19 protein-coding genes and 1 tRNA gene are annotated in these 23,008 nt (G+C 70.6%); 11 read left to right on the top strand and 9 right to left on the bottom strand.

Annotated features, from left to right (window positions below):
- Positions 1-8: 8 nt before the first annotated feature.
- The 6 genes from traB (at position 9) to ACIHCL_RS26845 (ending at position 7,482) form a co-directional block, all read left to right on the top strand.
- Complete coding sequence (gene traB / locus ACIHCL_RS26870; protein ID WP_399865631.1) at positions 9-2,045, top strand: plasmid transfer protein TraB; 2,037 nt, start codon at positions 9-11, stop codon at positions 2,043-2,045.
- A gap of 305 nt (positions 2,046-2,350) precedes the next feature.
- A complete protein-coding gene (locus ACIHCL_RS26865) occupies positions 2,351-2,764 on the top strand; it encodes a hypothetical protein (RefSeq protein WP_399865721.1) in 414 nt (137 codons plus the stop codon).
- A 254-nt stretch (positions 2,765-3,018) separates the two neighbouring features.
- A complete protein-coding gene (locus tag ACIHCL_RS26860; protein WP_399865630.1) occupies positions 3,019-3,885 on the top strand; it encodes a bifunctional DNA primase/polymerase in 867 nt (288 codons plus the stop codon).
- 3 nt (positions 3,886-3,888) lie between these two features.
- Positions 3,889-5,361, top strand: coding sequence for an ATP-binding protein (locus tag ACIHCL_RS26855; RefSeq protein WP_399865627.1), 1,473 nt, complete (start codon positions 3,889-3,891; stop codon positions 5,359-5,361).
- Positions 5,362-5,817: 456 nt separating this feature from the next.
- Positions 5,818-6,021, top strand: a complete 204-nt coding sequence (locus tag ACIHCL_RS26850) for a helix-turn-helix domain-containing protein (RefSeq protein ID WP_399865625.1) — start codon at positions 5,818-5,820, stop codon at positions 6,019-6,021.
- A 63-nt stretch (positions 6,022-6,084) separates the two neighbouring features.
- A complete protein-coding gene (locus ACIHCL_RS26845; RefSeq protein WP_399865623.1) occupies positions 6,085-7,482 on the top strand; it encodes a tyrosine-type recombinase/integrase in 1,398 nt (465 codons plus the stop codon).
- Between the two features lie 47 nt (positions 7,483-7,529).
- Here ACIHCL_RS26845 and ACIHCL_RS26840 read toward each other — a convergent pair.
- Positions 7,530-7,603: transfer RNA gene (locus tag ACIHCL_RS26840), tRNA-Thr, on the bottom strand.
- A gap of 183 nt (positions 7,604-7,786) precedes the next feature.
- On the opposite strand from ACIHCL_RS26840, the gene ACIHCL_RS26835 reads away from it, so the two are divergent.
- The 3 genes from ACIHCL_RS26835 (at position 7,787) to ACIHCL_RS26825 (ending at position 10,720) form a co-directional block, all read left to right on the top strand.
- Positions 7,787-8,923 carry an ABC transporter ATP-binding protein gene (locus ACIHCL_RS26835; RefSeq protein WP_399865621.1) on the top strand — a complete coding sequence of 379 codons (1,137 nt, stop codon included), beginning with the start codon at positions 7,787-7,789 and terminating at the stop codon, positions 8,921-8,923.
- A 506-nt stretch (positions 8,924-9,429) separates the two neighbouring features.
- Positions 9,430-9,843, top strand: a complete 414-nt coding sequence (locus ACIHCL_RS26830; protein WP_399865619.1) for a hypothetical protein — start codon at positions 9,430-9,432, stop codon at positions 9,841-9,843.
- 166 nt (positions 9,844-10,009) lie between these two features.
- Positions 10,010-10,720, top strand: a complete 711-nt coding sequence (locus tag ACIHCL_RS26825; protein ID WP_399865618.1) for an NDP-sugar synthase — start codon at positions 10,010-10,012, stop codon at positions 10,718-10,720.
- A 214-nt stretch (positions 10,721-10,934) separates the two neighbouring features.
- Here ACIHCL_RS26825 and ACIHCL_RS26820 read toward each other — a convergent pair whose 3' ends face one another.
- The 6 genes from ACIHCL_RS26820 to ACIHCL_RS26795 all read right to left on the bottom strand — a co-directional run bounded on the left by ACIHCL_RS26820 (position 10,935) and on the right by ACIHCL_RS26795 (position 18,131).
- On the bottom strand, positions 10,935-12,647 hold the full coding sequence (locus ACIHCL_RS26820; RefSeq protein WP_399865616.1) for a DoxX family protein: 1,713 nt from the start codon (positions 12,645-12,647) through the stop codon (positions 10,935-10,937).
- 421 nt (positions 12,648-13,068) lie between these two features.
- Positions 13,069-14,025 (bottom strand): 23S rRNA (guanosine(2251)-2'-O)-methyltransferase RlmB, encoded by a 957-nt coding sequence (rlmB, locus tag ACIHCL_RS26815; protein WP_399865615.1) that lies wholly within the window; start codon positions 14,023-14,025, stop codon positions 13,069-13,071.
- 159 nt (positions 14,026-14,184) lie between these two features.
- Positions 14,185-15,588 (bottom strand): cysteine--tRNA ligase, encoded by a 1,404-nt coding sequence (cysS, locus tag ACIHCL_RS26810; protein WP_399865613.1) that lies wholly within the window; start codon positions 15,586-15,588, stop codon positions 14,185-14,187.
- Between the two features lie 144 nt (positions 15,589-15,732).
- Positions 15,733-16,290 carry a 2-C-methyl-D-erythritol 2,4-cyclodiphosphate synthase gene (gene ispF / locus ACIHCL_RS26805; protein ID WP_399865612.1) on the bottom strand — a complete coding sequence of 186 codons (558 nt, stop codon included), beginning with the start codon at positions 16,288-16,290 and terminating at the stop codon, positions 15,733-15,735.
- Complete coding sequence (gene ispD / locus ACIHCL_RS26800; RefSeq protein WP_399865609.1) at positions 16,280-17,026, bottom strand: 2-C-methyl-D-erythritol 4-phosphate cytidylyltransferase; 747 nt, start codon at positions 17,024-17,026, stop codon at positions 16,280-16,282. The genes ispF and ispD overlap by 11 nt, the downstream gene beginning before the upstream one ends.
- 622 nt (positions 17,027-17,648) lie before the next feature.
- The gene (locus ACIHCL_RS26795) at positions 17,649-18,131 is read right to left on the bottom strand and encodes a CarD family transcriptional regulator (protein ID WP_006380568.1); all 483 of its coding nucleotides are present in this window, start codon (positions 18,129-18,131) and stop codon (positions 17,649-17,651) included.
- Positions 18,132-19,173: 1,042 nt separating this feature from the next.
- Here ACIHCL_RS26795 and ACIHCL_RS26790 point away from each other — a divergent pair.
- Positions 19,174-19,791 (top strand): DUF461 domain-containing protein, encoded by a 618-nt coding sequence (locus ACIHCL_RS26790; RefSeq protein ID WP_399865606.1) that lies wholly within the window; start codon positions 19,174-19,176, stop codon positions 19,789-19,791.
- Between the two features lie 298 nt (positions 19,792-20,089).
- On the opposite strand, the gene ACIHCL_RS26785 is transcribed toward ACIHCL_RS26790, so the two are convergent.
- Together ACIHCL_RS26785 and ACIHCL_RS26780 are read right to left on the bottom strand one after the other, a co-directional pair.
- Positions 20,090-20,770 carry a response regulator gene (locus ACIHCL_RS26785; RefSeq protein ID WP_399865605.1) on the bottom strand — a complete coding sequence of 227 codons (681 nt, stop codon included), beginning with the start codon at positions 20,768-20,770 and terminating at the stop codon, positions 20,090-20,092.
- Positions 20,767-22,041 carry a sensor histidine kinase gene (locus ACIHCL_RS26780; protein ID WP_399865604.1) on the bottom strand — a complete coding sequence of 425 codons (1,275 nt, stop codon included), beginning with the start codon at positions 22,039-22,041 and terminating at the stop codon, positions 20,767-20,769. Before ACIHCL_RS26780 ends, ACIHCL_RS26785 begins: the two co-directional genes overlap by 4 nt.
- Positions 22,042-22,239: 198 nt before the next feature.
- On the opposite strand from ACIHCL_RS26780, the gene phoU reads away from it, so the two are divergent.
- On the top strand, positions 22,240-22,917 hold the full coding sequence (phoU, locus tag ACIHCL_RS26775) for a phosphate signaling complex protein PhoU (protein ID WP_399865603.1): 678 nt from the start codon (positions 22,240-22,242) through the stop codon (positions 22,915-22,917).
- Positions 22,918-23,008 lie beyond the last annotated feature (91 nt).

Below are 23,008 nucleotides of genomic sequence, written 5' to 3'. Positions count from 1 at the left end.
GCGCTGACATGAGCGACAAGAACCCTGAGCGTCAGCACGAAGACCAGCTCAACGGCGCCTCCTCCGCGAAGGGTGTGGGCGCGTACCTGATGCACCGGGCCAAGCCGCACCTGCCGCCGTGGGTCGCTGTGCTGGGGCTCGGCGCGGCCGGTGCCGGTGCTCACCTGGCGTGGGCGGACTCGGCGGCGGCCGGGGTCGGTCTGACCCTGTCCACCGTGGTGCTGACCGGGGCGACCTGGTGGGCCGGTCGGGAGACCGGCCCGCAGCGCCGTCTCCACTCGGCTATCACCGTGGCGGCCGGGTCTGCGTGGCTGACCGGTGCTGCCCTGGCCGGACCGCTCGCCGGTCCCCTGCCGGACGCGTACTTGATGGGCGGGCCGGTGCTGGCCCTGTCGTGGAACATCCGCATGGTCATGCGCCGCAACCCCGACCAGGCCGGGCAGTCCATGGACAAGGGGCTGTTGGAGAAGGTCGGTCTGGCCAAGGCGAAGATCGGCCGGACCGAGGTCGAGGCGAACCGTGTCACGGCCCGTCTGGCACTGGAGGCCGGGGAACAGACCAACGACGACGTGGCCAAGAGCCTGCCGCGGATCGCGTCCGCGCTGGACCTGCCGTCCACGGCCGTGCGCTACCTGCCGGATCCGGAGTCGGCCCGGCGCGGGGAGCTGGTGATCGTGCCCAGGGACATGCTGGCCGACGCGGTCCGGTGGGAGGAGGACGGTCCGTCCCTGCCCGGCGGGTCGATCACGGATCCGCTGGTGCTCGGCGTCTACGACGACGGGGCGCCACTGATGCTGTGGCTGCCCGGCGACAAGGAAGCGGGCCGTAACGCCACCCACGTGCTGATCGCGGGCATGACCGGCGCGGGCAAGGGCGACGGCGCACTCAACCTTATGACTGAGATCCTCAGCCGCACCGACGTCGTGATGTGGCTGTCGGACCCGAAGGGGTTCCAGGACTTCCGGCCCCTGCTCCCGGCGATCGACTGGGCCGTCGAGGGTGGGTCGGACACCGAGGTCATGGTCGAAGCGGTCAAGGCCGTCATCCCCGCCCGCACGGCCTGGCTCGGGGCGCACTCCTACCGCCAGTGGGAAGCCGCCGCCGCACGCAAGCAGACCGACCCGAAGCACTCCTGCCGCAAGGACAACACCGCGTGCGGCTGTGACGGTCTGCCGTTCCACGTCGCGTGGTTCGAGGAGGCCGGGGTGTCCCTCGGGCTGCTGGGCGACGACGCGTTCAACTCGATCGCGAACCTTGCCCGGTCGGCCGGTATGGCGCTGATCGTCTCGCTTCAGCGCCCGAGTCACGACCAGATCAGCACCACCACCCGTGACGCGCTTGGCGCCCGGCTGTGTTTCGGTGTCCCGAACCCGACCGCCGCCGGGTTCATGCTCCCGGACTCCGTCATCGACGCCGGCGCGGCCCCGGACCGCTGGTCCAACCGCCGCCCCGGCTACTGCTACCTCGTCACCCCCGGCATCCCGGAGGAGCGCTACAGCAGCCCCGGCCGCACCCGGTGGTTCACCGACACCGCGATCTCGCTCATGGAGACCGTCGCCCAGTGGCACGCCCGCAACGGCGCCACGGTCGACCCGGTGACGGAGAAGGCCGCCGCACAGGTCGCGGGCACCGCCTACACCCAGCGCCGCACCACCGCCGATCCGGCCGGTGCCGGTCCCGTGCCCGAGGGAGACGAAGACATGGAAACCGGCCCGATGATCGACCCCGAAGACGCGGGCATCGACCCGGAACGGGATCTCCCCGAGGCGCAGCCGGGCGACGAGGCGCCGATGTTCGGGGACCTCGGCGGGCGCAAGCCGTCCCCGGAGGAAGCCCGCGAGCTGTTCGGCCAGGCGCTGGCCGAGTTCGAGGCCGCCGGGCGGATGGTCGTCGGCCCGAAGGACTTCTACGACTGGTGCGAACGCAACAGCCTGTCCCGCCCGTGGGTGTCGGCCCGGCTCAAGGAAGCCGCCCTCGACGGCCGCCTGGAGGCGACCTCGAAGACCGGCCGGTGGCGGATCGTCCCCGCCCTCGCGACCGCCTGACACGCCCTGACACGTCAGACCCCCGTGACACCCAAACCCCTAGGCGGGAGCGGGCGTCACGGGTGTCTGACACCGAGCCTGACACCCCGTGACACCCGCACGTGACACCCCTCTCGCACACGGCCGCCCCGACGCCGTCGGGGCGGCCCTCGCACTCACGGAGGCACCCCGTGAACACCCCTCCCAGACCCCGCCAGGTCACAACCGAGGACCTCCTCGCCGCCCTCGTCCCGGACTCCCCGGCCGGGGCCACACCCACCCCGACCCCCTGCCCCCCGCTCCGGGCGACCGCCACGCGACCAGCGATCCTCCCGGCGGACATCCCGCCCGGCGTCGACTGGGTCACCCTCCCTAACGGGGGCCGCACCCTGGCGTACACCCAGTCCGCCACCCCGCCCGCGATTCCCGTTACGCCCGCGCAGCCGATCCCCGCATGGGCAAAGACCACCGCCCTCCTCGCACCCACCGTCGGCGCCGGCATCGGCGCCGCCGGCATCGGACTCTCCTACGCCGCCCCGGGACTCATCGCTATGACCCACGTCCTGTGGTCCGCCGCCGCCCTCGTTGTCGCGGCTGTCATCGCCGTCCCCGTCTTGTTCCGCACCGCCTGCCGCGCCACGGGCAGAGGCGGCGGAACGCAGACGACGACGCGCATCACGCAGAACATCACCGCGACCGGATTGTTCGGCCGCGCCAACGGGACCATCAACAGCCTCTAAGGCACCGGAAAACCGACGAAGCTTCGCGGGCACGATCCCACCGCTATACACCGAACCACCGTATGCCTGGGCGACGTCTTCGCGCGTTGTGATCAGGCCCGGAACCAGGTCAAGAGTCGTCATCCCTCGAACGTAAACGCCCCCACTGACAACAGGGGCTAGAGCCAGAGATCCACAAGGGCGGCCCCCGTCTCGCCAAAGTCCGGGGCCGCCCTCGCCTACCAGCGCTTCTCACAAAACTGGAGACACCCAGCATGACCCATCCGACACCGATCCGGCGAGACGGCCGTCATCTCGCCACCGCTCTGCACCTCGCGGCGGGCAACGTGCCGGTGCTGCCGCTGCGGGCGGGGAAGGGCCCGTTCGGTAACTGCCCCGACTGCGCCGGCAACGCGTGCGGCGGCCGACCGAACATGAAGAACCCCGGCCCCTGCCAGTGCCCGCGGCCATGCCACGCCTGGGCCGCCGCTACCACCGACCCGCACGTTCTCGTCTCGCCCGCATGGGCGACCTCCTGGCGCGACGCGGGAATCGTCGGGTACCACCCTGGCGGCGCCAGGGTCACCGTCGTCGACCTCGACAACACCGACGCCATCGCCTGGGCCCGCCGGGAACTGCCCGCCACCCGGACCGTGCCCACCACGCGTGGGGAGCACTGGATCTACCGGGGTGCCATGCGCTCGGTGAACGGTGTCCGTGAGGGTGTCGACCTCAAGTCCACGATGGCCTACGCCCGGTGGCTCGGCCCCGGAACCGGCACCATGACCGCGCTGCCGGACGCTGTACGCGCGCTGCTCGTCAAGGAGCCGTCACCGGTCCAGCCCGCACCGCGCGCAGTGGCGGTGTCCGCGCTGGCCGGTGGTGGGGACTGCCCCCACCGCACCCCCGTCTACCTGGAGCGCGGCATCGCGATGGCGGAGCAGCGCATCACCGAGGCCACCAGCGCGATCCACACCACGGTGTACGCCACGTTCCTCGCCGTGCTGTCCACCCACGGCCGGTGCGGCTGCCTCACCGAGGCGCACATGGACCGCCTGTTCACGGCCGCGCAGGTCAAGGGCGAGTCCCCCCGGCACTGCGCGGTCGCCTGGTCCAACGCCCGCACCGCGCTGGGGATGTGAGCCGTGTCCGAGGACGAGAAGACCCCGGCCCGCGAAGTCATCACCGACTACGCGCAGGCCCATTTCAGGTACTTCCGCACCATCGACGGAGCCGTCTACGCCCAGCGCAACGGCCACCCCGTCGCCCGCCCCATCCGCTCCCAGGGCACGACCGGTAGCCACCGCCAGGAACTCATGGTCGGCCTGTTCAAGGACGGGCTCGGCGTCTTCAACGGAACCGCCTTGAAGGAGGCACTCGACTTGATCGAAGCACTCGCGCTCACCGAGGACGTCCAGCCCGTCCACATTCGCGTCGCCCCCGGCTTCGACGGCGCGACCTGGCTCGACCTGGGCCGCGACGACGGCAAGTCCGTCCGCATCCACCCCACCGGCTGGGACATCCTCACCCCCGACCCCCGCGAGGTCTGCTGGCGCCGCACCCAGCTCACCGGCGAACTCCCCCTCCCGGCCAAGGACACCGACGGCAAGGGCATCGACCTGCTGATGCGGCTGTGCAACTTCACCGACGCCCGCGCCGAGAGCCTCGCCCTGGCCTGGCTGATCGGCTGCCTCGGCCCCGACGTGCCGGTCCCCGCCCCCTTCCTCACCGGCCCGCAGGGCGCGGGCAAGTCCACCGCAGGCAAGATGCTCGTCCGGATCATCGAGGGCATGAGCGGCGACCTCCGCCGGGCCCCGAAGGACGAGGAGAACCTGATCACGGCCGTGGCCGCCGGATGGGTCACCGGCCTGGACAACCTCTCCCACCTCGGCCCGGACCTGTCCGACCTCATGTGCTGCATCGTCACCGGCGCCGAGAACATCAAGCGCGCCCTGTTCACCGACGGCGACGTCGTCCGCGCCCGCTACCGCCGGCCGATGCTGCTGACCGGCATTGACGTCGGCGTCATCCGCCCCGACCTTGCTGAACGCCTCCTCCCCCTCCGCCTGGAACGCCCCCGGGTGCGACGGACCGAGGCGGAGCTGTGGGCCGACTTCGCCAGGGACCTGCCTGTGATCCTCGGGTCCGTGCTCGACCTGGCCGTCAAGGTCCGCGCGACCGAGGCCGACATCCCCACCGACCTGCGCATGGCCGACTTCGCCCACCTGTGCGCGCAGCTCGACGCCGCCGCCAGCATGGGCGCGCTGGACGCCTACCGCGCCAGCCTGGACGACCTCAACGACGACGTCATCGAAGGCGACCTCCTCGCCCAGACCGTCCTCAAGCACGCCGCTGACATCGACCCGGGCGTGGAGGTCCGGATGACCTCCGCCGAGTGGCTGCACGGCCTCACCCAGCTCTACACCGGCGAGGACTTCCGTCCCCTGCCCAAGGGGTGGCCCACCACCGGCAAGGTCCTCTCCGACCGCCTCAAGCGCCTCCAGCCCGTCCTGGCCGCCCGAGGCGTCCTTGTCGACTGGGGCCGCACCAAGGCCGCCCGCTACATCGAAATGACCCGGCCCAAGCCCCCGCAGGACGAACAGGGCCAGGCGTTCTAGCCCCCGCGCCACGCGGGCCCGCTGCACAAGCAAGAGGAGCACCCCCCGCCCGGTGCGGCGGTGCTCCTCTTGTTCTTCGGCGGCTTGCCGCCGCCCAAGGAGGGCGCCGCTCCGCGGCTCCCCATTCACGCCTGAAGGCGCACACAAGAACAGACACAGGCCCCTCCCTTTCCTAAGTAGGAAGACGCTGCGTCACCTGCGTCACCACGGGCCTGAAAACGGCTCCTGACCTGCATCAAGAAGGGTGACGCAGAGCCCGAATCCCTGCGTCACCTTGCGTCACCTGCGTCACCCCGTGACGGACGGCTCCGTCACCGGTGACACAGGCCACGGCCCGCTGCGTCACCACAAATCCGCAGCTCAGACCCCATAGGTGACACAGATGACGTGGTGACGCAGAAATCCGCACCTCGGACACACGCGCCCCGCTCCCGTCATCTCCGGAGGACCGCCAGCATGAGCACCGCCACGCCCGCACCCACCGACCGCCTGCTCTACCGCCCGGAAGAGGCCGCCGAGTTGCTCGGCATCGGACGTTCCACGCTCTACGAGCTGATGACCGCCGGGCTCGTGGAGTACGTGAAACTCGGCCGTTGCCGCCGGATCCGCCGCACCGCGCTGGAGCAGTACGTAGACGGCCTGATCCCCGAATCTCACTGACCCACCTGAACAACCCGTGAGGCGCCGCCGGTCAACCGGCGGCGCCTCACGCGTGGAGGAAGCTTGAGCCCCCGCAAAGCGAACATGGAGTCGTCCATCTACTTCGGCTCGGACGGCTGGTGGCACGGTCGGGTGACTGTCGGCACCAAGAACGACGGAAGTCCCGACCGCCGGCACCGCCGGGCAAAGACCGAGCCGGAAGTTGTCCGCAAGGTCAGGGATCTGGAAAAGCTCCGGGACAAGGGCCGTGTACCGAAGGCCGGGCGTAAGCCCACCGTCGCCCAGTGGATGACCACTTACCTGGAGACCATCGCCAGCCTGAAGCTGAAGCCGCGGTCGCTGGACGATTACTGGTCGAAGACCCGCAACGACATCGTCCCTGGCATCGGTCAGCACCGGCTGGACAAACTCGCCCCCGAGCACCTGGAGCGGATGTACGCCGACATGCTGCGGGAGGGACACGCTCCGTCGCACGTCCTCAAGGTGCACCGCATCCTGTCGCGCGCCTTGAAGATCGCACATCGGCGTCGGCTCATCACCGAGAACGTCGCCACGCTCGTGGATCCGCCCACCGTGGACGAGACCGAGGCGAACCCCTTCACCAAGGAGGAAGCCAAAGCCTTCCTCGAAGCCGCTGCTAAGCGGCCCACCTTCATGCGGTGGATCGTCGGCGTGGGCATGGGCTTTCGCCAGGGCGAGACGCTCGGCCTCCGCTGGCCGTACGTGGACCTGGACGCGGAGTTGTTCCGTCCGGAGTGGCAACTCCAACGCCTCACGTGGCGGCACGGATGCGACGACCCGCACGCCTGTGGAGCGCGCCGCCACCGCTTCGAGCCGTGTCCGTCGGAGTGCTCCACGCACGAGGGCTACAAGCGCGGCTGCCCGAAACCGTGCCCGAAGGGCTGCACTAGGCACGCAAGCATCTGCCCTCAGCGCAGGGACGGCGGTCTGGTCTTCACCCGTCCCAAGACGAAGAAGAGCCGCAACGCCGTGCCGATTCCGCCCGTCTTCATCCCGTTTCTGCGAGACCACCAAGCGCGTCAGGACGAGATGCGGGCCGCGGCCGGTGAGCTGTGGCAGGACCACAAGGTCGTGTTCTCCCGGCCGGACGGCCGCCCGCTCGACCCCCGCCAGGATTACGAGGAGTTCAAGGAACTGCTCACCGAGGCCGGGATCGACGACCGCCGTCTGTACGACGGGAGCCGCCACACTGCCGGCACGATCCTGAACGAACTCGGGGTGGACATGCCCACGATCATGGAGATCCTGCGCCACACCCAGATCAGCCAGACCCGGCGGTACGTGAAGGGCAGATCACACCTGTCGAAGGACGCGATGCGGCGCATGGGCGAGTTCTTCGTGCCCGCGCCCCAAGCCCCGCCCGAAGCCTCTACTGAGACCGCAACTGAGACCGGAGACACCCGCGCGGCCCGCTCCCGGCGCCGCCGCCGCATCCGCTGAAACAGAGAATCCCAGCTCAGAGGGCGTCTGGGCTGGGGTTCTCACAGAGCCCCCTGTCGGATTCGAACCGACGACCTACGCATTACAAGTGCGTTGCTCTGGCCAGCTGAGCTAAGGAGGCATGCCGGAGCAGTGTAACCAACCTCGGCCCGCACAGGGTCCCGAGATTTCGCGCCTCTCGAACTGCTGACAGATTCCAGATGGCCAGGTAGCGTCACTGAGGGTTCACTCAAGTGGACCAAACCACTCCGTTCTCTACTCGGATCGTCCGGCACGTTCCTGCCGGTGGAGGAGAAGATTCAACATGGCCAGTGTCACGTTCGACAAGGCGTCCCGCATCTACCCCGGCTCGACGAAGCCGGCCGTGGACCAGCTGGACATCGAGATCGCGGACGGCGAGTTCCTCGTACTCGTCGGTCCTTCCGGTTGTGGCAAGTCGACCTCCCTCCGCATGCTCGCGGGTCTTGAGGACGTCAACGCCGGTGCCATCCGCATCGGTGACCGCGACGTCACGCACCTGCCGCCGAAGGACCGGGACATCGCCATGGTGTTCCAGAACTACGCGCTCTACCCGCACATGTCCGTCGCGGACAACATGGGCTTCGCCCTCAAGATCGCCGGTGTCAACAAGACCGACATCCGGGCGAAGGTCGAAGAGGCCGCCAAGATGCTGGACCTCACCCCGTACCTGGACCGCAAGCCGAAGGCTCTCTCCGGTGGTCAGCGCCAGCGTGTCGCGATGGGCCGTGCCATCGTGCGCGAGCCGCAGGTCTTCCTCATGGACGAGCCGCTGTCGAACCTCGACGCCAAGCTCCGTGTGTCCACCCGTACGCAGATCGCCTCGCTCCAGCGCCGCCTGGGCATCACGACCGTGTATGTGACGCACGACCAGGTCGAGGCCCTCACCATGGGTGACCGGGTCGCCGTCCTCAAGGATGGTCTGCTCCAGCAGGTCGACTCGCCGCGCAAGATGTACGACAAGCCGGCGAACCTCTTCGTGGCCGGCTTCATCGGCTCCCCCGCCATGAACCTGGTCGAGGTCCCGATCACCGACGGCGGCGTGAAGTTCGGCAACAGCGTCGTCCCGGTCTCGCGCGAGGCGCTCACGGCCGCCGCGGACAAGGGCGACACGACCGTCACGGTCGGCATCCGCCCCGAGCACTTCGACATCGTCGAGCACGGCGGCGCCGCCGCGAAGTCCCTCACGAAGGACAGCTCCGACTCCCCCGCCGGCCTGGCCGTCTCGGTCAATGTCGTCGAGGAACTCGGCGCCGACGGCTACGTCTACGGCTCCACCCACGTCGGCGGCGAGGACAAGGAGCTGGTCGTCCGCGTCAGCGGCCGCGCCGTCCCGGAGAAGGGCACCAAGCTGCACGTCGTGCCGCGCCCGGACGAGCTGCACGTCTTCTCGACCTCGACGGGCGCCCGCCTCACCGACTGACGCCTCGCCCACCGCGCTCGGGCTCGCACCGCGTATACGCCGTACGCCTCGTGCGTCTCGCGTGACGCGCACATCTCGCGCGTCCCCGAACGCCCGCGCCGCATGCGCACCACAACGGCCCCGCACGTTCCCCTTGGATTCAAGGGGTCCTCGCAACTCCCACAGATCGCGGGTGTTGCGAAGACCGTTAGAACCCAAGCACGTGCGGGGCCGTTCGCGTGCACCCGGGGCGCGGGAGAAAGCCGCAAGGGCGCAGGGAAGCAGCCAAGCCGCCCGAGACGCCGGTCCGAGGCTCCGGTTCGAGACGCCGGTCCGGGACTCCGCGCGGGGCCGTTCGTGCGCCGCGAGACGGATACGGGTTTGAAACCGCGCGGCACCGGATCCCCGCCGCACACCGGGCGTTCCGCCGCCTGCCGTCAACACAGAATTCGAAAAACACCCTCGAACCACCCCTCTTAAGGGTGACAAAATGTCGCCTCTCCATTACGGACCGCTACGCTCGCTGCGTGACCCACACCGCTCGCCGTATCGGCCGTTCCCTTGCCCTCGCACTGCCCGTCGTGATGGTCCTCTCTGGGACCCTCGCCGTCACGAGCGTGCCGTGGGCAGCACACACCTCCGAGCCGCAGGTCCTGGCCGCGTCGACCCAGAACGTCTCGGAGCGCGCCAAGGCGCGTGCCCCGCAGGACATCCTCCGCGACCGTCTGCTCGTGGAACTCCGCGAGAAGGACCCGGGCGTCGCGCTGACGGACCTTCAGCGCTCCGTCGAAGGACGCCCCTCGCTCGCCCGGCACTGCATGTCGATCGCGAAGGCGCTGGGCCGTGCGGCGGTCGAGCAGTACGGGCCGACGCACGCCCACCGGTTCTCCCGCCCCGTCTGCGACACGTCGTTCGCCTCGGGCGTCGCGCAGTTCAGCTGACCCATCGGGCCCGGCCCGCCCCGCCCGTCGGACTGACGACCCGCCCGGCCCGTCGGGCTGACGGGCCGTCGGTCCACCGGCCCGTCAGTCGGCCGGTGGGTCCATCGATCGGCGCACCCACCGGCCCCCTACGCCCCGACACCAGGCGCCACATATCGTGCCTGGTATGCATACGTATCCGACACAGGCCGTGGTTCTGGCGGGTGGCCAGGGATCGCGGCTGCGCCCGTACACCGACGACCGTCCCAAGCCGATGGTCGAGATCCCAGGAACCGGGACCCCGATCATCGGCCATCAGCTTTCCTGGCTGGCCGCCGAGGGCGTGACCGATGTCGTGGTGTCATGCGGTCATCTGGCCGAGGTGCTGCAGGAATGGCTGGACTCGGCGGTGCTGCCGCTGCGCGTGACGACCGTCGTGGAGTCCGAGCCACTGGGGCGCGGTGGCGGCCTGAAGTACGCGGCCGCACGGCTGCCCGACCCGGACCAGCCCTGGTACGCCACCAACGGCGACATCTGGACGCGGTTCTCGCTGCGCGAGATGGCGGCCTTCCATGCCGAGCGCGACGCGACCGCCACCCTGGCCCTGGCCCGTCCCCGGATCCCCTGGGGCGCGGTGGAGACGGACGCGTTCGGGCACATCACCGACTTCATCGAGGCGCCGCCGTCGCCGTATCTGATCAATGCCGGCGTGTATGTCTTCTCACCGGCCTTCACCGCCCTGCTGCCCGACCTGGGCGACCATGAGCGGACGACCTTCCCGAAGCTCGCCCGCGAGCGCAGGCTGGCCGGGTATCCACTGCCACACGGCGCGTACTGGCGCGCCATCGACACAGCGAAGGACCTGACCGAGGCCGCCAAGGAACTCGACGGCCGGTAGCGCCCGCGGCGGACGACACGCACTACGCGACCCCACGAGCGCGCAACATACGCGGGCGCACGACTTACGCGGGTACGCGGCATACGCGGGGAAGCGACGTACGCGGGCATCCGGCGGCGTGCGGGACGGCGGGCGCAGAGGGCCGGGCGCACAGTGGGGCGGTCACCGGTGAACTCCGGTGACCGCCCCTCATCCGTCTTTCCGGGCTCGGGACTCAGCCGAGCAGGCCGCCGATCGGGTTCCGTCCGGCGCCCGACGTTCCTCCGGTGGAAGCGTCGTCGTCCGGGCCGCTGCCGCCCGTGGGACCGCCGCCGGTGCCGGTGCCGGTGCCGGTGGAGCCCGAGGAACTCGGGCCGGAGCTGCTCGCCGGGGGCTGCTGCGGGGTCGTCTGCTGCGGGACCTGCTGGACGGTGCCCTGAGTCTGGCTGGGCTGCCCGGCGCCGGTCGTCGCCCGCTCGGGCTCGCGCACGGGGTCCTCGGGGGGCGTGGACGCCTGTGTGGACGGGGTGGTGGCGGCGGCGCTGCGGGTCGGCGACGGGCGCCGCCCCTCGGGCGTGTGGGAGGCCCCACCGGTACGGGACTCCTCCGGGAGCGGGGAGCCGGGCAGTTGGTTGGTCGGGATGCGGTTGGGGCCCGGCACGGTCACGACCCCGGAGGAGCGTACGGCTCCGCCGAGCATGGAACCCACCAGGAACGTGAGGCCGACGACGACGGTCGTCACGGCCGCACCCCGGCGCAGCACCCGGCGACGGAGGTCCCCGAGCGCCGAACGCGGACCGAGCGTGCGCCACGCCTCACCGGCGAGCCGCCCGTCGATGGAGTAGACGGGCGCGCCCGCGATGATCAGCGGGCTCCAGGCGGCGAGGTAGATGATGTCCGGCGCGTCGTACACGGCGACGCTGCGCCAGCTGACCGTGACCAGCAGGGCGGCGGAGAGCAGCGCCCCGACGGACGCGGCGACGCGCTGCCAGAGGCCGAGAACGGTGAGGACACCGACGATCACCTGGAGGAAGGCGACGGTGAGTCCCGCGCCCACGGGGTGCGAGACCGCGAAGTCCCGCAGCGGCTCGGCGAGCGTCCAGGGGTGCAGCGAGCTCAGCCACGTGACCATGGAGCCGCGCTCGCCGCCGTCGAAGTACACCGGGTCGCACAGCTTGCCCATGCCGGCGTAGATGGAGATGAGCCCGAGGAAGACCCGCAGGGGCAGCAGTACCACGCCGAGGTTCATCCGGTGTCCCGGATAGTAGGCGTGCCGTACGTCGTCGCCCTGGCGTCGGCCCCGGGGCTCGGTGCCGTCGTCGTACGCGTCCCCGTTCGCGTCGTCGGCCGCGCCCACGTACCCGTCGTATCCGGTGTCTCGGTCGTATCCGTCCCGGTCGTACGGTCCGTGGTCGACCGGGTGGTCGTAGGCTCCCACCGCCTGGCGCATCGGCGGCAGCAGCGGGCCGTTGCCGTGCGGCCCCGGCTGCTGGGGTGCGGTGATGACGGGGTTGGGCTGGGTCTCTTCGAGGTCGATGAGCTGGGTGCCGCCCGTGCCGAGCCCACCGTCGAACTCGCCGGGGCTGCCGGAGTCGCCGCGGTGGGGGGCACGGGGGTCGTGGGAGGCATGGGCGGCCGTCGGGCGGGCCGTGGCCGAGTCGCGTACGGCCTGGAGAAGTCCGGTGGCGCCGGGGTCGCCGGGGACGGACCTCCCGCTCCACACGACGGGCGCGCGCCTGCCGCGCACCCCTCCGGGGGCTCCGCTCATGGCGGGGATCCCGGCGACGCCCGCGGGGGCCAGCCCGCGCAGCCGTGCGCGCTGGCCGGGCGCGAGCTGCACTCGGAAGCTGGCGTGGTTGACGATGACCTGCGCAGGATCGCAGTCCACCTTGGCCATGCTCAGGGCGGGTACTTCGTCGAACCGAGGCGTTCTGGTGTCCACACTCATCTAACCGAGTGATGGGTGTTTAGGACACTGCCTTGACGGGCCCGATGTGTCCGAGACCCGTCAACGGGCGTGCGAGGCCACGTCAGTGGAGGTCCGGGCCTCGCAAGTGAGCAGACGGGGCCGGGCGGTGAGCAGGCGCAACCCGTCCGGGAACGGGATCCGTCCGGGAACGACACCCAACGACACCTATACAGGAACGACACCCATAGAGGAGCGGCACCTCTAGAGGAACGGACCCGTCCGAGAACGGACCCGTCCGGGAACGGAACCCGTGGCGAAGGCGAGGCGCAGGAGGCAGGGCAACCCCGCCCCGCCAGTGCCGGACGCTCGCCCCGGGGGCGACCGGGGCCGGACGCCCACCCGGGGCGACCCAGGCACGGCGTCCGGAGCGGCTCAGGATCGGCACCCGGGGCGCGCGGGCTCAGGCGCGGCGCCGCGCGGCCTCGTAGAGCACGATCCCGGCCGCGACACCGGCGTTCAGGGACTCCGCGCCACCCGGCATCGTGATGCGGACGCGGTAGTCGCAGGTCTCGCCGACGAGCCGGCCGAGCCCCTTGCCCTCGCTGCCGATGACGACGACGACCGGGCCGTCGAGCGCTTCCAGGTCCTCGACGGTGTGCTCGCCGTCCGCGGCGAGGCCGACGACCGTGAGCCCCGCCTTCTGGTAGCCCTCCAGGGCCCGGGTCAGGTTCGTCACCCGGGCGACCGGCGTACGGGCGGCCGTGCCCGCCGAGGACTTCCAGGCGCCCGCCGTCATGCCGGCCGCGCGCCGCTCGGGCACGACCACGCCGTGCCCGCCGAACGCGGAGACGGAGCGGACGATCGCGCCCAGGTTGCGCGGGTCGGTGACGCCGTCGAGGGCGACGATCAGCGGCTCCTCGCCGTTGTCGTGCGCGGCAACCACCAGGTCCTCCGGGTGCGCGTACTCGTACGGCGGGACCTGGAGGACGAGGCCCTGATGGTTCAGGCCGTTGGTCATCCGGTCCAGCTCGGCGCGCGGGGCCTCCATCAGGTTGATGTTGCCGCGCTCACCGGCGAGCCGGAGCACGTCGCGGACCCGCTCGTCGTTGTCGATGTACTGCTGCACGTACAGGGTCGTCGCGGGCACGCCGTCGCGCAGGGCCTCGAAGACCGGGTTGCGGCCGACGACCATCTCGGAGGTGCCCTTGGCACCGCCGCGGCGCGGGGCCGGGCGGTGGCGCGCGGCCTGCTTGGCCTTGGCCTGGGCGACCCGGTTCTTCGCGTGCCCCTTGCGGGCGGAGGCGGGCGGCGTCGGCCCCTTGCCCTCCAGGCCACGGCGCCGCTGGCCACCGCTGCCGACCTGCGCGCCCTTCTTGTTGGACGTGCGGCGGTTCCTGCGCTGGCTGTTCCCGGCCATGACCTACCTGTTTCGTTGCTGCTCAGACATGCGTGTGTACGTATATGGAAAGTGTGCCAGGGTCCGGCGCGGAGCCCTGGGCCCCAGGAGGCCCCGAAGGGCCCGCGGAGGCCCCGGACGGGTGTGCCGCCCGGAGCCTCCGGGCGGCACGCGGGCTGTCTACGACCGCGGGCCGAGGCTCCAGCGCGGTCCGGCCGGGCTGTCCTCGATGACGAGCCCGGACTGGCCGAGCTGGTCGCGGATGGCGTCGGCGGCGGGCCAGTCCTTGCGGGCGCGGGCCGCCTCGCGCTGGTCCAGGACCAGGCGAACGAGCGTGTCCACGACCCCGTGCAGATCTTCGCCGCGGTCGTTCTCGCCCGCCCAGTGCTCGTCCAGCGGGTCGAGCCCGAGGACGCCGAGCATCGCCCGCACCTCCGCGAGCCGGGCGACGGCCGCCTCCTTGTCGTCGGCGGCCAGCGCGGAGTTTCCCTGCCGGACCGTGGTGTGGACGATCGCGAGCGCCTGCGGGACACCCAGGTCGTCGTCCATGGCCTCGGCGAACGCGGGCGGTACCTCGTCGGCCGGGGCGACGGCACCACCCGCCTTCTCGACGACGCGCTGCATGAAGCCCTCGATCCGCGCGAAGGCGGACTCGGCCTCGCGCAGGGCCTCCTCGCTGTACTCGATCATCGACCGGTAATGCGGGGTGCCGAGGTAGTAACGCAGCACGATCGGGCGCCAGGTCTTGACCATCTCGCTGACCAGTACCGAGTTGCCCAGCGATTTCGACATCTTCTCGCCGGACATGGTGACCCAGCCGTTGTGCACCCAGTACCGCGCGAACGCGTCGCCGAACGCCTGGGCCTGGGCGATCTCGTTCTCGTGGTGCGGGAAGATCAGGTCGATCCCACCGCCGTGGATGTCGAAGGACTGCCCCAGGTACTTGTGCGCCATGGCCGAGCACTCCAGGTGCCAGCCCGGACGGCCGCGACCCCACGGGGTCTCCCAGCTCGGCTCACCCGGCTTGGACGCCTTCCACATCGCGAAGTCGCGCGGGTCGCGCTTTCCGGTCTCGCCCTCGCCGGAGGGCTGGCGCAGATCGGCCAGGTCCTGGTTGGACAGCGACAGGTACTCCGGGAAGGACCGCACGTCGAAGTAGACGTTGCCGTCCGCCGCGTAAGCGTGACCACGTTCGATCAGGCCCCGCATCATCTCGATCATCTCGGTGATGTGGCCGGTCGCGCGAGGCTCGTACGTGACTGGCAGGCAGCCCAGCGCGTCGTACCCGGAGTTGAACGCCCGCTCGTTCTCGTAGCCGATGGCCCACCAGGGCCGGCCCTGCTCTGCGGACTTCGCGATGATCTTGTCGTCGATGTCGGTGACGTTCCGGACGAACGTGACGTCGTATCCGCGGTACTCGAACCAGCGGCGCATGATGTCGAAGTTCAGTCCGGACCGGATGTGCCCGATATGCGGGGCCGCCTGAACGGTGGCACCACAGAGGTAGATCGAGACAGAGCCCGCCGTGAGCGGGACGAAGTTGCGGATCTGCCGGGCGTTGGTGTCGTACAGGCGAATAGTCACGCCTCAAGGGTAGTGGGCGTGTGCCAGTGCCCCGCGCCCCCTCGGGGATCGCGGGGAAGGCTGGCGGACAGCGGGTACGCGCCGACGGCTCCTCAGAGGAACGGCGGGGCGGAGGGCAGCGGCCGGGCAGGGGCGTACCCCGGCTCAGTCGGCGCGGTAGACCAGCGCCGTCGCAATCCCGGCGAGCCCTTCGCCCCGCCCGGTGAAGCCGAGCCCGTCGGAGGTGGCGGCGGAGAGCGAGACGGGCGCCCCCACTGCGGCCGACAGCACCCGCTGCGCCTCCTCGCGCCGCTTGCCGATCTTCGGCCGTACGCCGACGACCTGGACGGCGACGTTCCCGATCTCGAAGCCCGCGGCCCGAACGATCCGCGCCGCCTCGGTCAGCAGCGTGACCCCGGAGGCGCCGGACCACTCCGGCCGCCCGGTGCCGAAGTGCTGCCCGAGGTCGCCGAGCCCGGCGGCCGAGAAGAGCGCGTTGCACGCGGCGTGCGCCACGACGTCGGCGTCCGAGTGCCCGGCCAGACCGGGCCCCTCCCCTTCCCACCGCAGGCCCGCGCACCACAGCTCGCGGCCCTCCTCGAAGGCGTGGATGTCCGTGCCGATCCCGACGAGCGGGATCACCGGTCCGGACCGCCGTCCGGCCGCCTCGTCCCCGGCGCCCGTCGCCCCGCGAACCGTTTCCTCAGAAGTCTCAGAAGCCATCTTTCGCCCTCCTGCGCGCGAGTACCGCCTCGGCCAGCACCAGATCCAGCGGCCGGGTCACCTTGAATGCCTCCTCGTGCCCGGGGACGACCACGACGGGCTCCCCGAGCCGTTCCACCATGCCCGCGTCGTCCGTGGCCCCCTCGCCGCCGACGACGACGGTCCGGTGCGCACGCACAAGCGTGTCGCGGTCGAAACCCTGCGGGGTCTGCACGGCCCGCAGCCGGGCCCGTTCGGGCGTGCCGAGCACCGGTTCCGGCTCGCCCGGCGCACCGGGCTCCACCTCCTTGACGGTGTCGGCGAGCGGCAGCGCGGGGACGACGGCGGGCGCGCCGTCGCGTACCGCCTCGATCACCACGTCCACCGTGTCGACGGGTACCAGCGGGCGCGCCGCGTCGTGGACGAGCACGACGGAGACGTCCTCGGGCAGGACGTCCAGGCCGAGGCGCACCGATTCCTGGCGGGTGTCGCCGCCCGGCACGACGAGGTAGTCGGTGCGCTCGGGCAGCGCGTGCGCGTCCAGCAGGTTCTTGACCTCGGGAGCGCCGTCCGGCGGTGCCACGACGACGACCAGCGAGACGGAACGGGACGCCGCCATGGCGCGTACCGCGTGGATGAGCATCGGTGTCCCGCCCAGCGCGCGGAGCGCCTTGGGGGCACCCGGACCGAGCCGGACGCCGCGACCGGCCGCGGGGATCACGGCGGCGGTGCGGGAGGGACGCGGTTGATCAGACATCGGTTGCACTCCGGAGCTTCGGCATGTTTGTTTCCACGACAGACGTGGGTAGGGCCACAAGCGAGCCGGGCTCCGGACCGCGACTCGACCGGGCCCTTTCCGTGACACCCGGTCGAAGCCGGACGAGCCGCTTCGGCCGCTCGGGGTCGGCTGCGCGAGATCGCGAGCAAAGTATCGGGGGGATCGCCGCTGAAGCCAACGCGAGGGCGCGACAGACCATAATCGCCGCCATTCAGCCATGCCTTGGCTGAATCCGGACGGGTCGAACCCGGCTGTCCATAGGGTCGACCCCGGCCTTCCATGTCCGGCGTCCGTACCGTACGCAGACGTCGGACCCCCGCATCCGGATACCGAAAACCGCACACTGGACGGGATAGCGCGGCCCGCGTCCGCGCCCACATCCACGTCGGCGCCCACACCCGCATCCGCTATCCGCGATGACTGCGCACTGGGACCGCACTCCGGGACATGACACGCCGGTGTTCGGACACGTCTCGCATTCAGGCACCCCGCATTCGGGCACACCACGTTTTCGGACACACGGCGGTGCCCGACCGACATACCGTGAATACGGTGGTCAGCGGGCACCGCTGCACAATTTTGACGACCGGCACGAGCCGGTTCAGGACGCGAGTACCTCGTCGAGCAGAGCCTCGGCCTTGTCCTCGTTCGTGTTCTCCGCGAGAGCGAGCTCGCTCACCAGAATCTGGCGGGCCTTGGCCAGCATTCGCTTCTCACCTGCGGAGAGTCCGCGCTCTCGCTCACGACGCCACAGGTCGCGAACCACTTCGGCGACCTTGATGACATCGCCGGAGGCGAGCTTCTCCAGATTTGCCTTGTAGCGCCGGGACCAGTTCGTCGGCTCTTCGGCGTACGGCGCGCGCAGCACCTCGAAGACCCGGTCCAGCCCCTCCTGCCCGACCACGTCCCGCACACCCACGAACTCCGCGTTGTCCGCCGGCACACGAACCGTCAAGTCGCCCTGGGCGACCTTGAGCACCAAGTAGGTCTTGTCCACGCCTTTGATCTGGCGAGTTTCGATAGCCTCGATCAGCGCGGCCCCGTGATGGGGATAGACCACGGTGTCGCCAACCTTGAACGTCATGTGACAGGTACCCCTTCCGTGGCTATCAAGGGTAACACGAGAACAGCTTCCCCTGAATGGCGTTTTCGCAGGTCAGGGCATATCTCGGGGCTTGACAACAGCAACACGTACGTGCTGCGGAAGGTTCACGGAACGCGGTATTCGCAGGTCGGAGCGGCTGTGCGGGCGGGACGAAACGGGCACGTCACACGCCCCGGAACCCCTTCCCGAAGGGGTTGAATGTCACGTTTTGCCGGGTTCTCGATGTCAAACATTCCGCACTCCGTTCGGAGATCGCTCACCCGTACGGAGGTAAGTGCAGATGTAAGTGGTGGCGGTCAATGGAATTGACCAGCACCCCCGCGTGATCACTTATGAGCGTGAAATGCGCCACGCCCATGAATTGATCACCGGCAATATGTGAACGGTGCGTGTCGACGCACCGCCGTCCTGTTGTCGGCGACTGTGCCGGTGACCGGATGTGCCGACGGCATGTGGCCATGGATGCGGGGGTGGCGGAGGCATCCGAGGGGCGGAGAGGGAACCTCAGGGACGAGGGGCGGAAACATGGCGCCGGATGGTGTCGGAGCTGGCGGTCCGCGAACGCGCGGCCCGGCATGCGCCGCAGGTTCGCGGCCCGGCGTGCGCCGTGGGCTCGCGGTCGGGCGTGCGCCGTGGGCTCGCGGTAGTGGGGCACGGGCCGGCTGTGCGCCGACCGCGAACCCGGTGGGCGGCCGCGAACCTGCGGGCCGGTGCGGACGTGCGTGACGGCGGGGTCGCCCCCGTGGTGGAGGCCCTTTGGGGCGGGCCCTGGGAACGGCACCTCGGGGGACGGAGAAAGCCTGCCGCTCAGGGGGTCTCCCGGGCTCCGGGACACGCCTGCGGGAGCGCCGGACGGGAAGTGCGGGACGTATAGGGGCGGGTCGGGTGCGGGGCGAGTAGGGCGGCTCGGTAGCCTAAAGCCGCTGACACATCCTTAGGGTGGCTTTACGTCGCCCGCCGAGCGGCCTCACACCGCTCGCCCCCCGTCCGCAGTCCGATCGTTCAAGGAGTTGCCGCCGCCGTGAGCCGCAGCCTTCGACACGGCGCCCTCGCCGCCACAGCCATCGTGTTCTCGATCGCCTCGCTCGCCGCGTGCGGTGCGGGCAATGACGCCGCGACGCTTCAGATCAGGCCGGACAGCGCCGCGACCACCTCCGGTGACATCAGCATCCAGAACGCGAACCTCATCACCCAGCCCGAGCCCAAGGCGGAGGGGCCGGCCGTGGTCTCCGCGACGCTCTTCAACAACGGCAAGGAGCAGCAGACCCTTGAGGCCATCACCGTGCCGGGCACGAGCACCACGGTGAAGCTGCACGCCGCCGAGGGCGCCGGCCCCGTCGTCGTCCCGGCCGGCGGCAGGGTGATCATCGGTGGCAAGGGCAACGCCTCCGCCGTGATCGAGAACGGCCACGAGGCCGCGCAGGACGGCAACGTGCAGCGCGTCGTCTTCAAGCTCAGCTCGACCGGAGAGATCCCGCTCAGCCTGCTCGTCGTCCCGGCGACCAGTTTCTTCAAGGACTTCGGCCCGAGCGCACTGCCGACCGCCCCGTCGGAGTCGCCCGCCACTCCGACCGGCTCCGCGACCCCGGGCGCCCCGGGCGAGACCGACACCGAGGCCGACGCCCCGTCGAACGACTGACCGGGCCACCACCCGGACACCGGGCAGCGTGAACGGCGGAGGACGCCCCCCGTTTTCAAGGGGGGCGTCCTCCGCCGTCGCATACCGCCCGAAGGTGCCGCCGCGCACCGCCCGGTGGACGACCGCGTACGAGCGACGGGGTCATCGCCCGCCGGTCTGCGAACCGGGGTCGCGCCCCGGCTCGCAGACGGGTTCCGCGCCCCGGCTCGGGGCACGACTCAATAACCCGACGCGGGAAAGCACCACAACGACCCGGCTCAGGGACACGGCGCTGCGCCGCGGCTCGGAGACCGGGGCTCTACGGCTCGAACTTGTACCCCAGACCGCGGACCGTCACCAGGTAGCGCGGCGCGCCCGGGTCGGGCTCGATCTTGGCCCGCAGGCGCTTGACGTGGACGTCGAGGGTCTTGGTGTCACCCACGTAGTCCGCACCCCAGACCCGGTCGATGAGCTGCATGCGGGTCAGCACCCGGCCCGCGTTGCGCAACAGCATCTCCAGCAGGTCGAACTCCTTGAGCGGCAGGTCGACCTTGTCTCCGGAGACCGTGACCACGTGGCGGTCCACGTCCATCCGCACCGGGCCCGCTTCCAGGGCGGCCGGGGTGACCTCCTCCGGTTCGCCCCGGCGGCGCAGCACGGCGCGGATCCGGGCGACGAGCTCCCTCGAGGAGAAGGGCTTGGTGACGTAGTCGTCGGCTCCTATCTCCAGTCCGACGACCTTGTCGATCTCGCTGTCCTTCGCCGTGACCATGATCACGGGGACGTTGGACCTGCTGCGCAGCTGGCGGCAGACCTCCGTGCCGGGCAGGCCGGGCAGCATCAGGTCGAGCAGCACGAGATCGGCGCCGTTGCGCTCGAACTCGTCGAGACCATCCGGTCCCGTGGCCGCGACGGCGACTTCGAAACCCTCCTTGCGGAGCATGTAGGACAGAGCGTCGCTGAAGGATTCCTCGTCCTCGACGACAAGCACTCGGGTCACGGAAGGACCTCCGGGGCAGGAAATGGTTCAAGGGTGTCGGGGTGAGCGGGTTCATAAGGGCCCTCGTCGCCTTCGATGACGAACGGTCCGCCCGAACTGCGGTCCTCTTCCCGTGCGGGACCTGCTTCGGGCAGCCGCAGGGTGAAGGTGGAGCCCTGGCCCTCCGAGCTCCAGACCGTGACCTCCCCGCCGTGCGAGGCGGCCACATGCTTGACGATGGCGAGGCCGAGGCCGGTGCCACCGGTGGCCCGTGAGCGGGCCGGGTCGACGCGGTAGAACCGTTCGAAGACCCGCTCGCGGTCCTTCTCCGAGATGCCGATGCCCTGGTCGGTCACCGCGATCTCGATCTGGTCCCCGCCGGGTACGGACACACGCCGGGCGGCGATGCCCACTCGGGTACGGGCGGGGCTGTAGTTGACGGCGTTCTCGACGAGGTTGCCGAGCGCCGCGGCGAGCTGACCGCGGTTGCCCCAGATACGGAGCTCCGCGGTGCCACCCGCGGCCATGGTGATCTGCTTCGCGCCGGCCTGCTGGCGGCAGCGATCGATGGCCTCGGCCACCAGCTCGTCCACGCGTACCGGCTCGGCGTCCTCCAGCGGGTCGTCGTTCTGCACCCGCGAGAGGTCGATGATCTCCTGCACGAGATTGGTCAGCCGGGTCGCCTCGATCTGCATCCGCCCGGCGAACCGCTCCACCGCCTCCGGATCGTCGGAGGCGTCCAGTACGGCTTCGGAGAGCAGCGAGAGCGCGCCGACCGGGGTCTTGAGCTCATGGCTGACGTTGGCGACGAAGTCGCGCCGCACCGCTTCTATGCGGCGGGCCTCGGTGAGGTCCTCGACCAGCAGCAGCACCAGGCGGGAACCCAGTGGGGCGACCCGGGCGGAGACCGCGAGGGCCTCGCCCCGGCCGGTGCCGCGCCGGGGCAGGTCCAGTTCGACCTGCCTTATCTCGCCGTCCCTGCGGGTGTCCCGGGCCATGGTCAGCATCTCGTCGACGGCGAGGCGTCCTCCCCTGACCAGCCCCAGCGCATAGGCGGCGGAGCTGGCCTTGACCACGCTGTCGCTCTCGTCGAGCACGACCGCCGAGGAACTGAGTACGGACAGGACCGTGTCCACACCGGGAGGAAGAGCCGCGTTGCCGTCGGGCCGCAGGGAGGTTCGCGTCGGCCTCTTCTGGTCGCGCTCGCTCCAGCGGAACGCGAGCATGGCGATCACGCCGGTACACGCACCGCCGATCGCCGCAGCTGCGGCGACCGCCGCGTTCACGTCCATACGTCAAGGTTATGCGGGTCGAAGAGGACTCTCCCAGCCATCCGGGTGCCTGTCCGAACACTCGTCGCCCAGAGTTCACCGAGGAGCAAGCATCGGTTCACTTGCGCGGCCGGAAGCCGACGCGTACACCCACGAGGGTGGCAGCGTGGGGCCCGCAGCCGGCCCCCGCACTGCTCAGCGGACTGGAGAGGGACTCCCATGCGTGACGCCTACCACGAGGAACTCGACTCGATCGGCGAGGACCTGGTCGAGATGGCCCGGCTCGTCGGGTCGGCGATCGGCCGGGCGACGACGGCCATGCTCGACGCCGATCTCAAGCTCGCGGAAAGCGTGATCGCCGCGGACCAGAAGGTCGACGATCTCCAGCACGATCTGGAGGCCCGGGCCATCGCCCTGCTCGCGCGCCAGCAGCCGGTGGCGACCGACCTGCGCATCGTGGTCACCTCGCTTCGGATGAGCGCCGATCTGGAGCGCTCGGGCGACCTCGCCCAGCACGTCGCGAAGCTCGCCCGGCTGCGGTTCCCGGCGTCGCCGGTGCCGCACGACCTGCACGCGACCATCCTGGAGATGGGACAGCTGGCCCAGCGGCTGATGGCCAAGGCGGCCGAGGTGATCATCACGAAGGACGTCGATCTGGCCCTCCAGCTGGAGGAGGACGACGACGAGATGGACCTGCTGCACCGCACCCTCTTCCAGCACCTGATGGACGACCGCTGGAAGCACGGCATCGAAACGGCCGTCGACGTGACGCTGCTCGGCCGCTACTACGAGCGTTTCGCCGACCATGCGGTGTCGGTCGCCAAGCGCGTGGTCTACCTGGTGACGGGCGAGCACGCCGACGAGATCCAGCAGCAGGCGCCGGCGGAGGGAGCGTAACGGCGTACGGCCTCGCGGAGGCGTGCGGCTCGATGGGGCGTGCGGCGCTCGACGGGGCGCGGCAGCGGACGGCCGACCGGACCCCTGAGTG

The organism is Streptomyces sp. NPDC052042 (assembly GCF_044548345.1).
In the GTDB taxonomy this organism is placed as follows: domain Bacteria; phylum Actinomycetota; class Actinomycetes; order Streptomycetales; family Streptomycetaceae; genus Streptomyces.
Note: the sequence above shows the minus strand (reverse complement) of the source record. Positions and strands in the feature narration are given on the sequence as shown.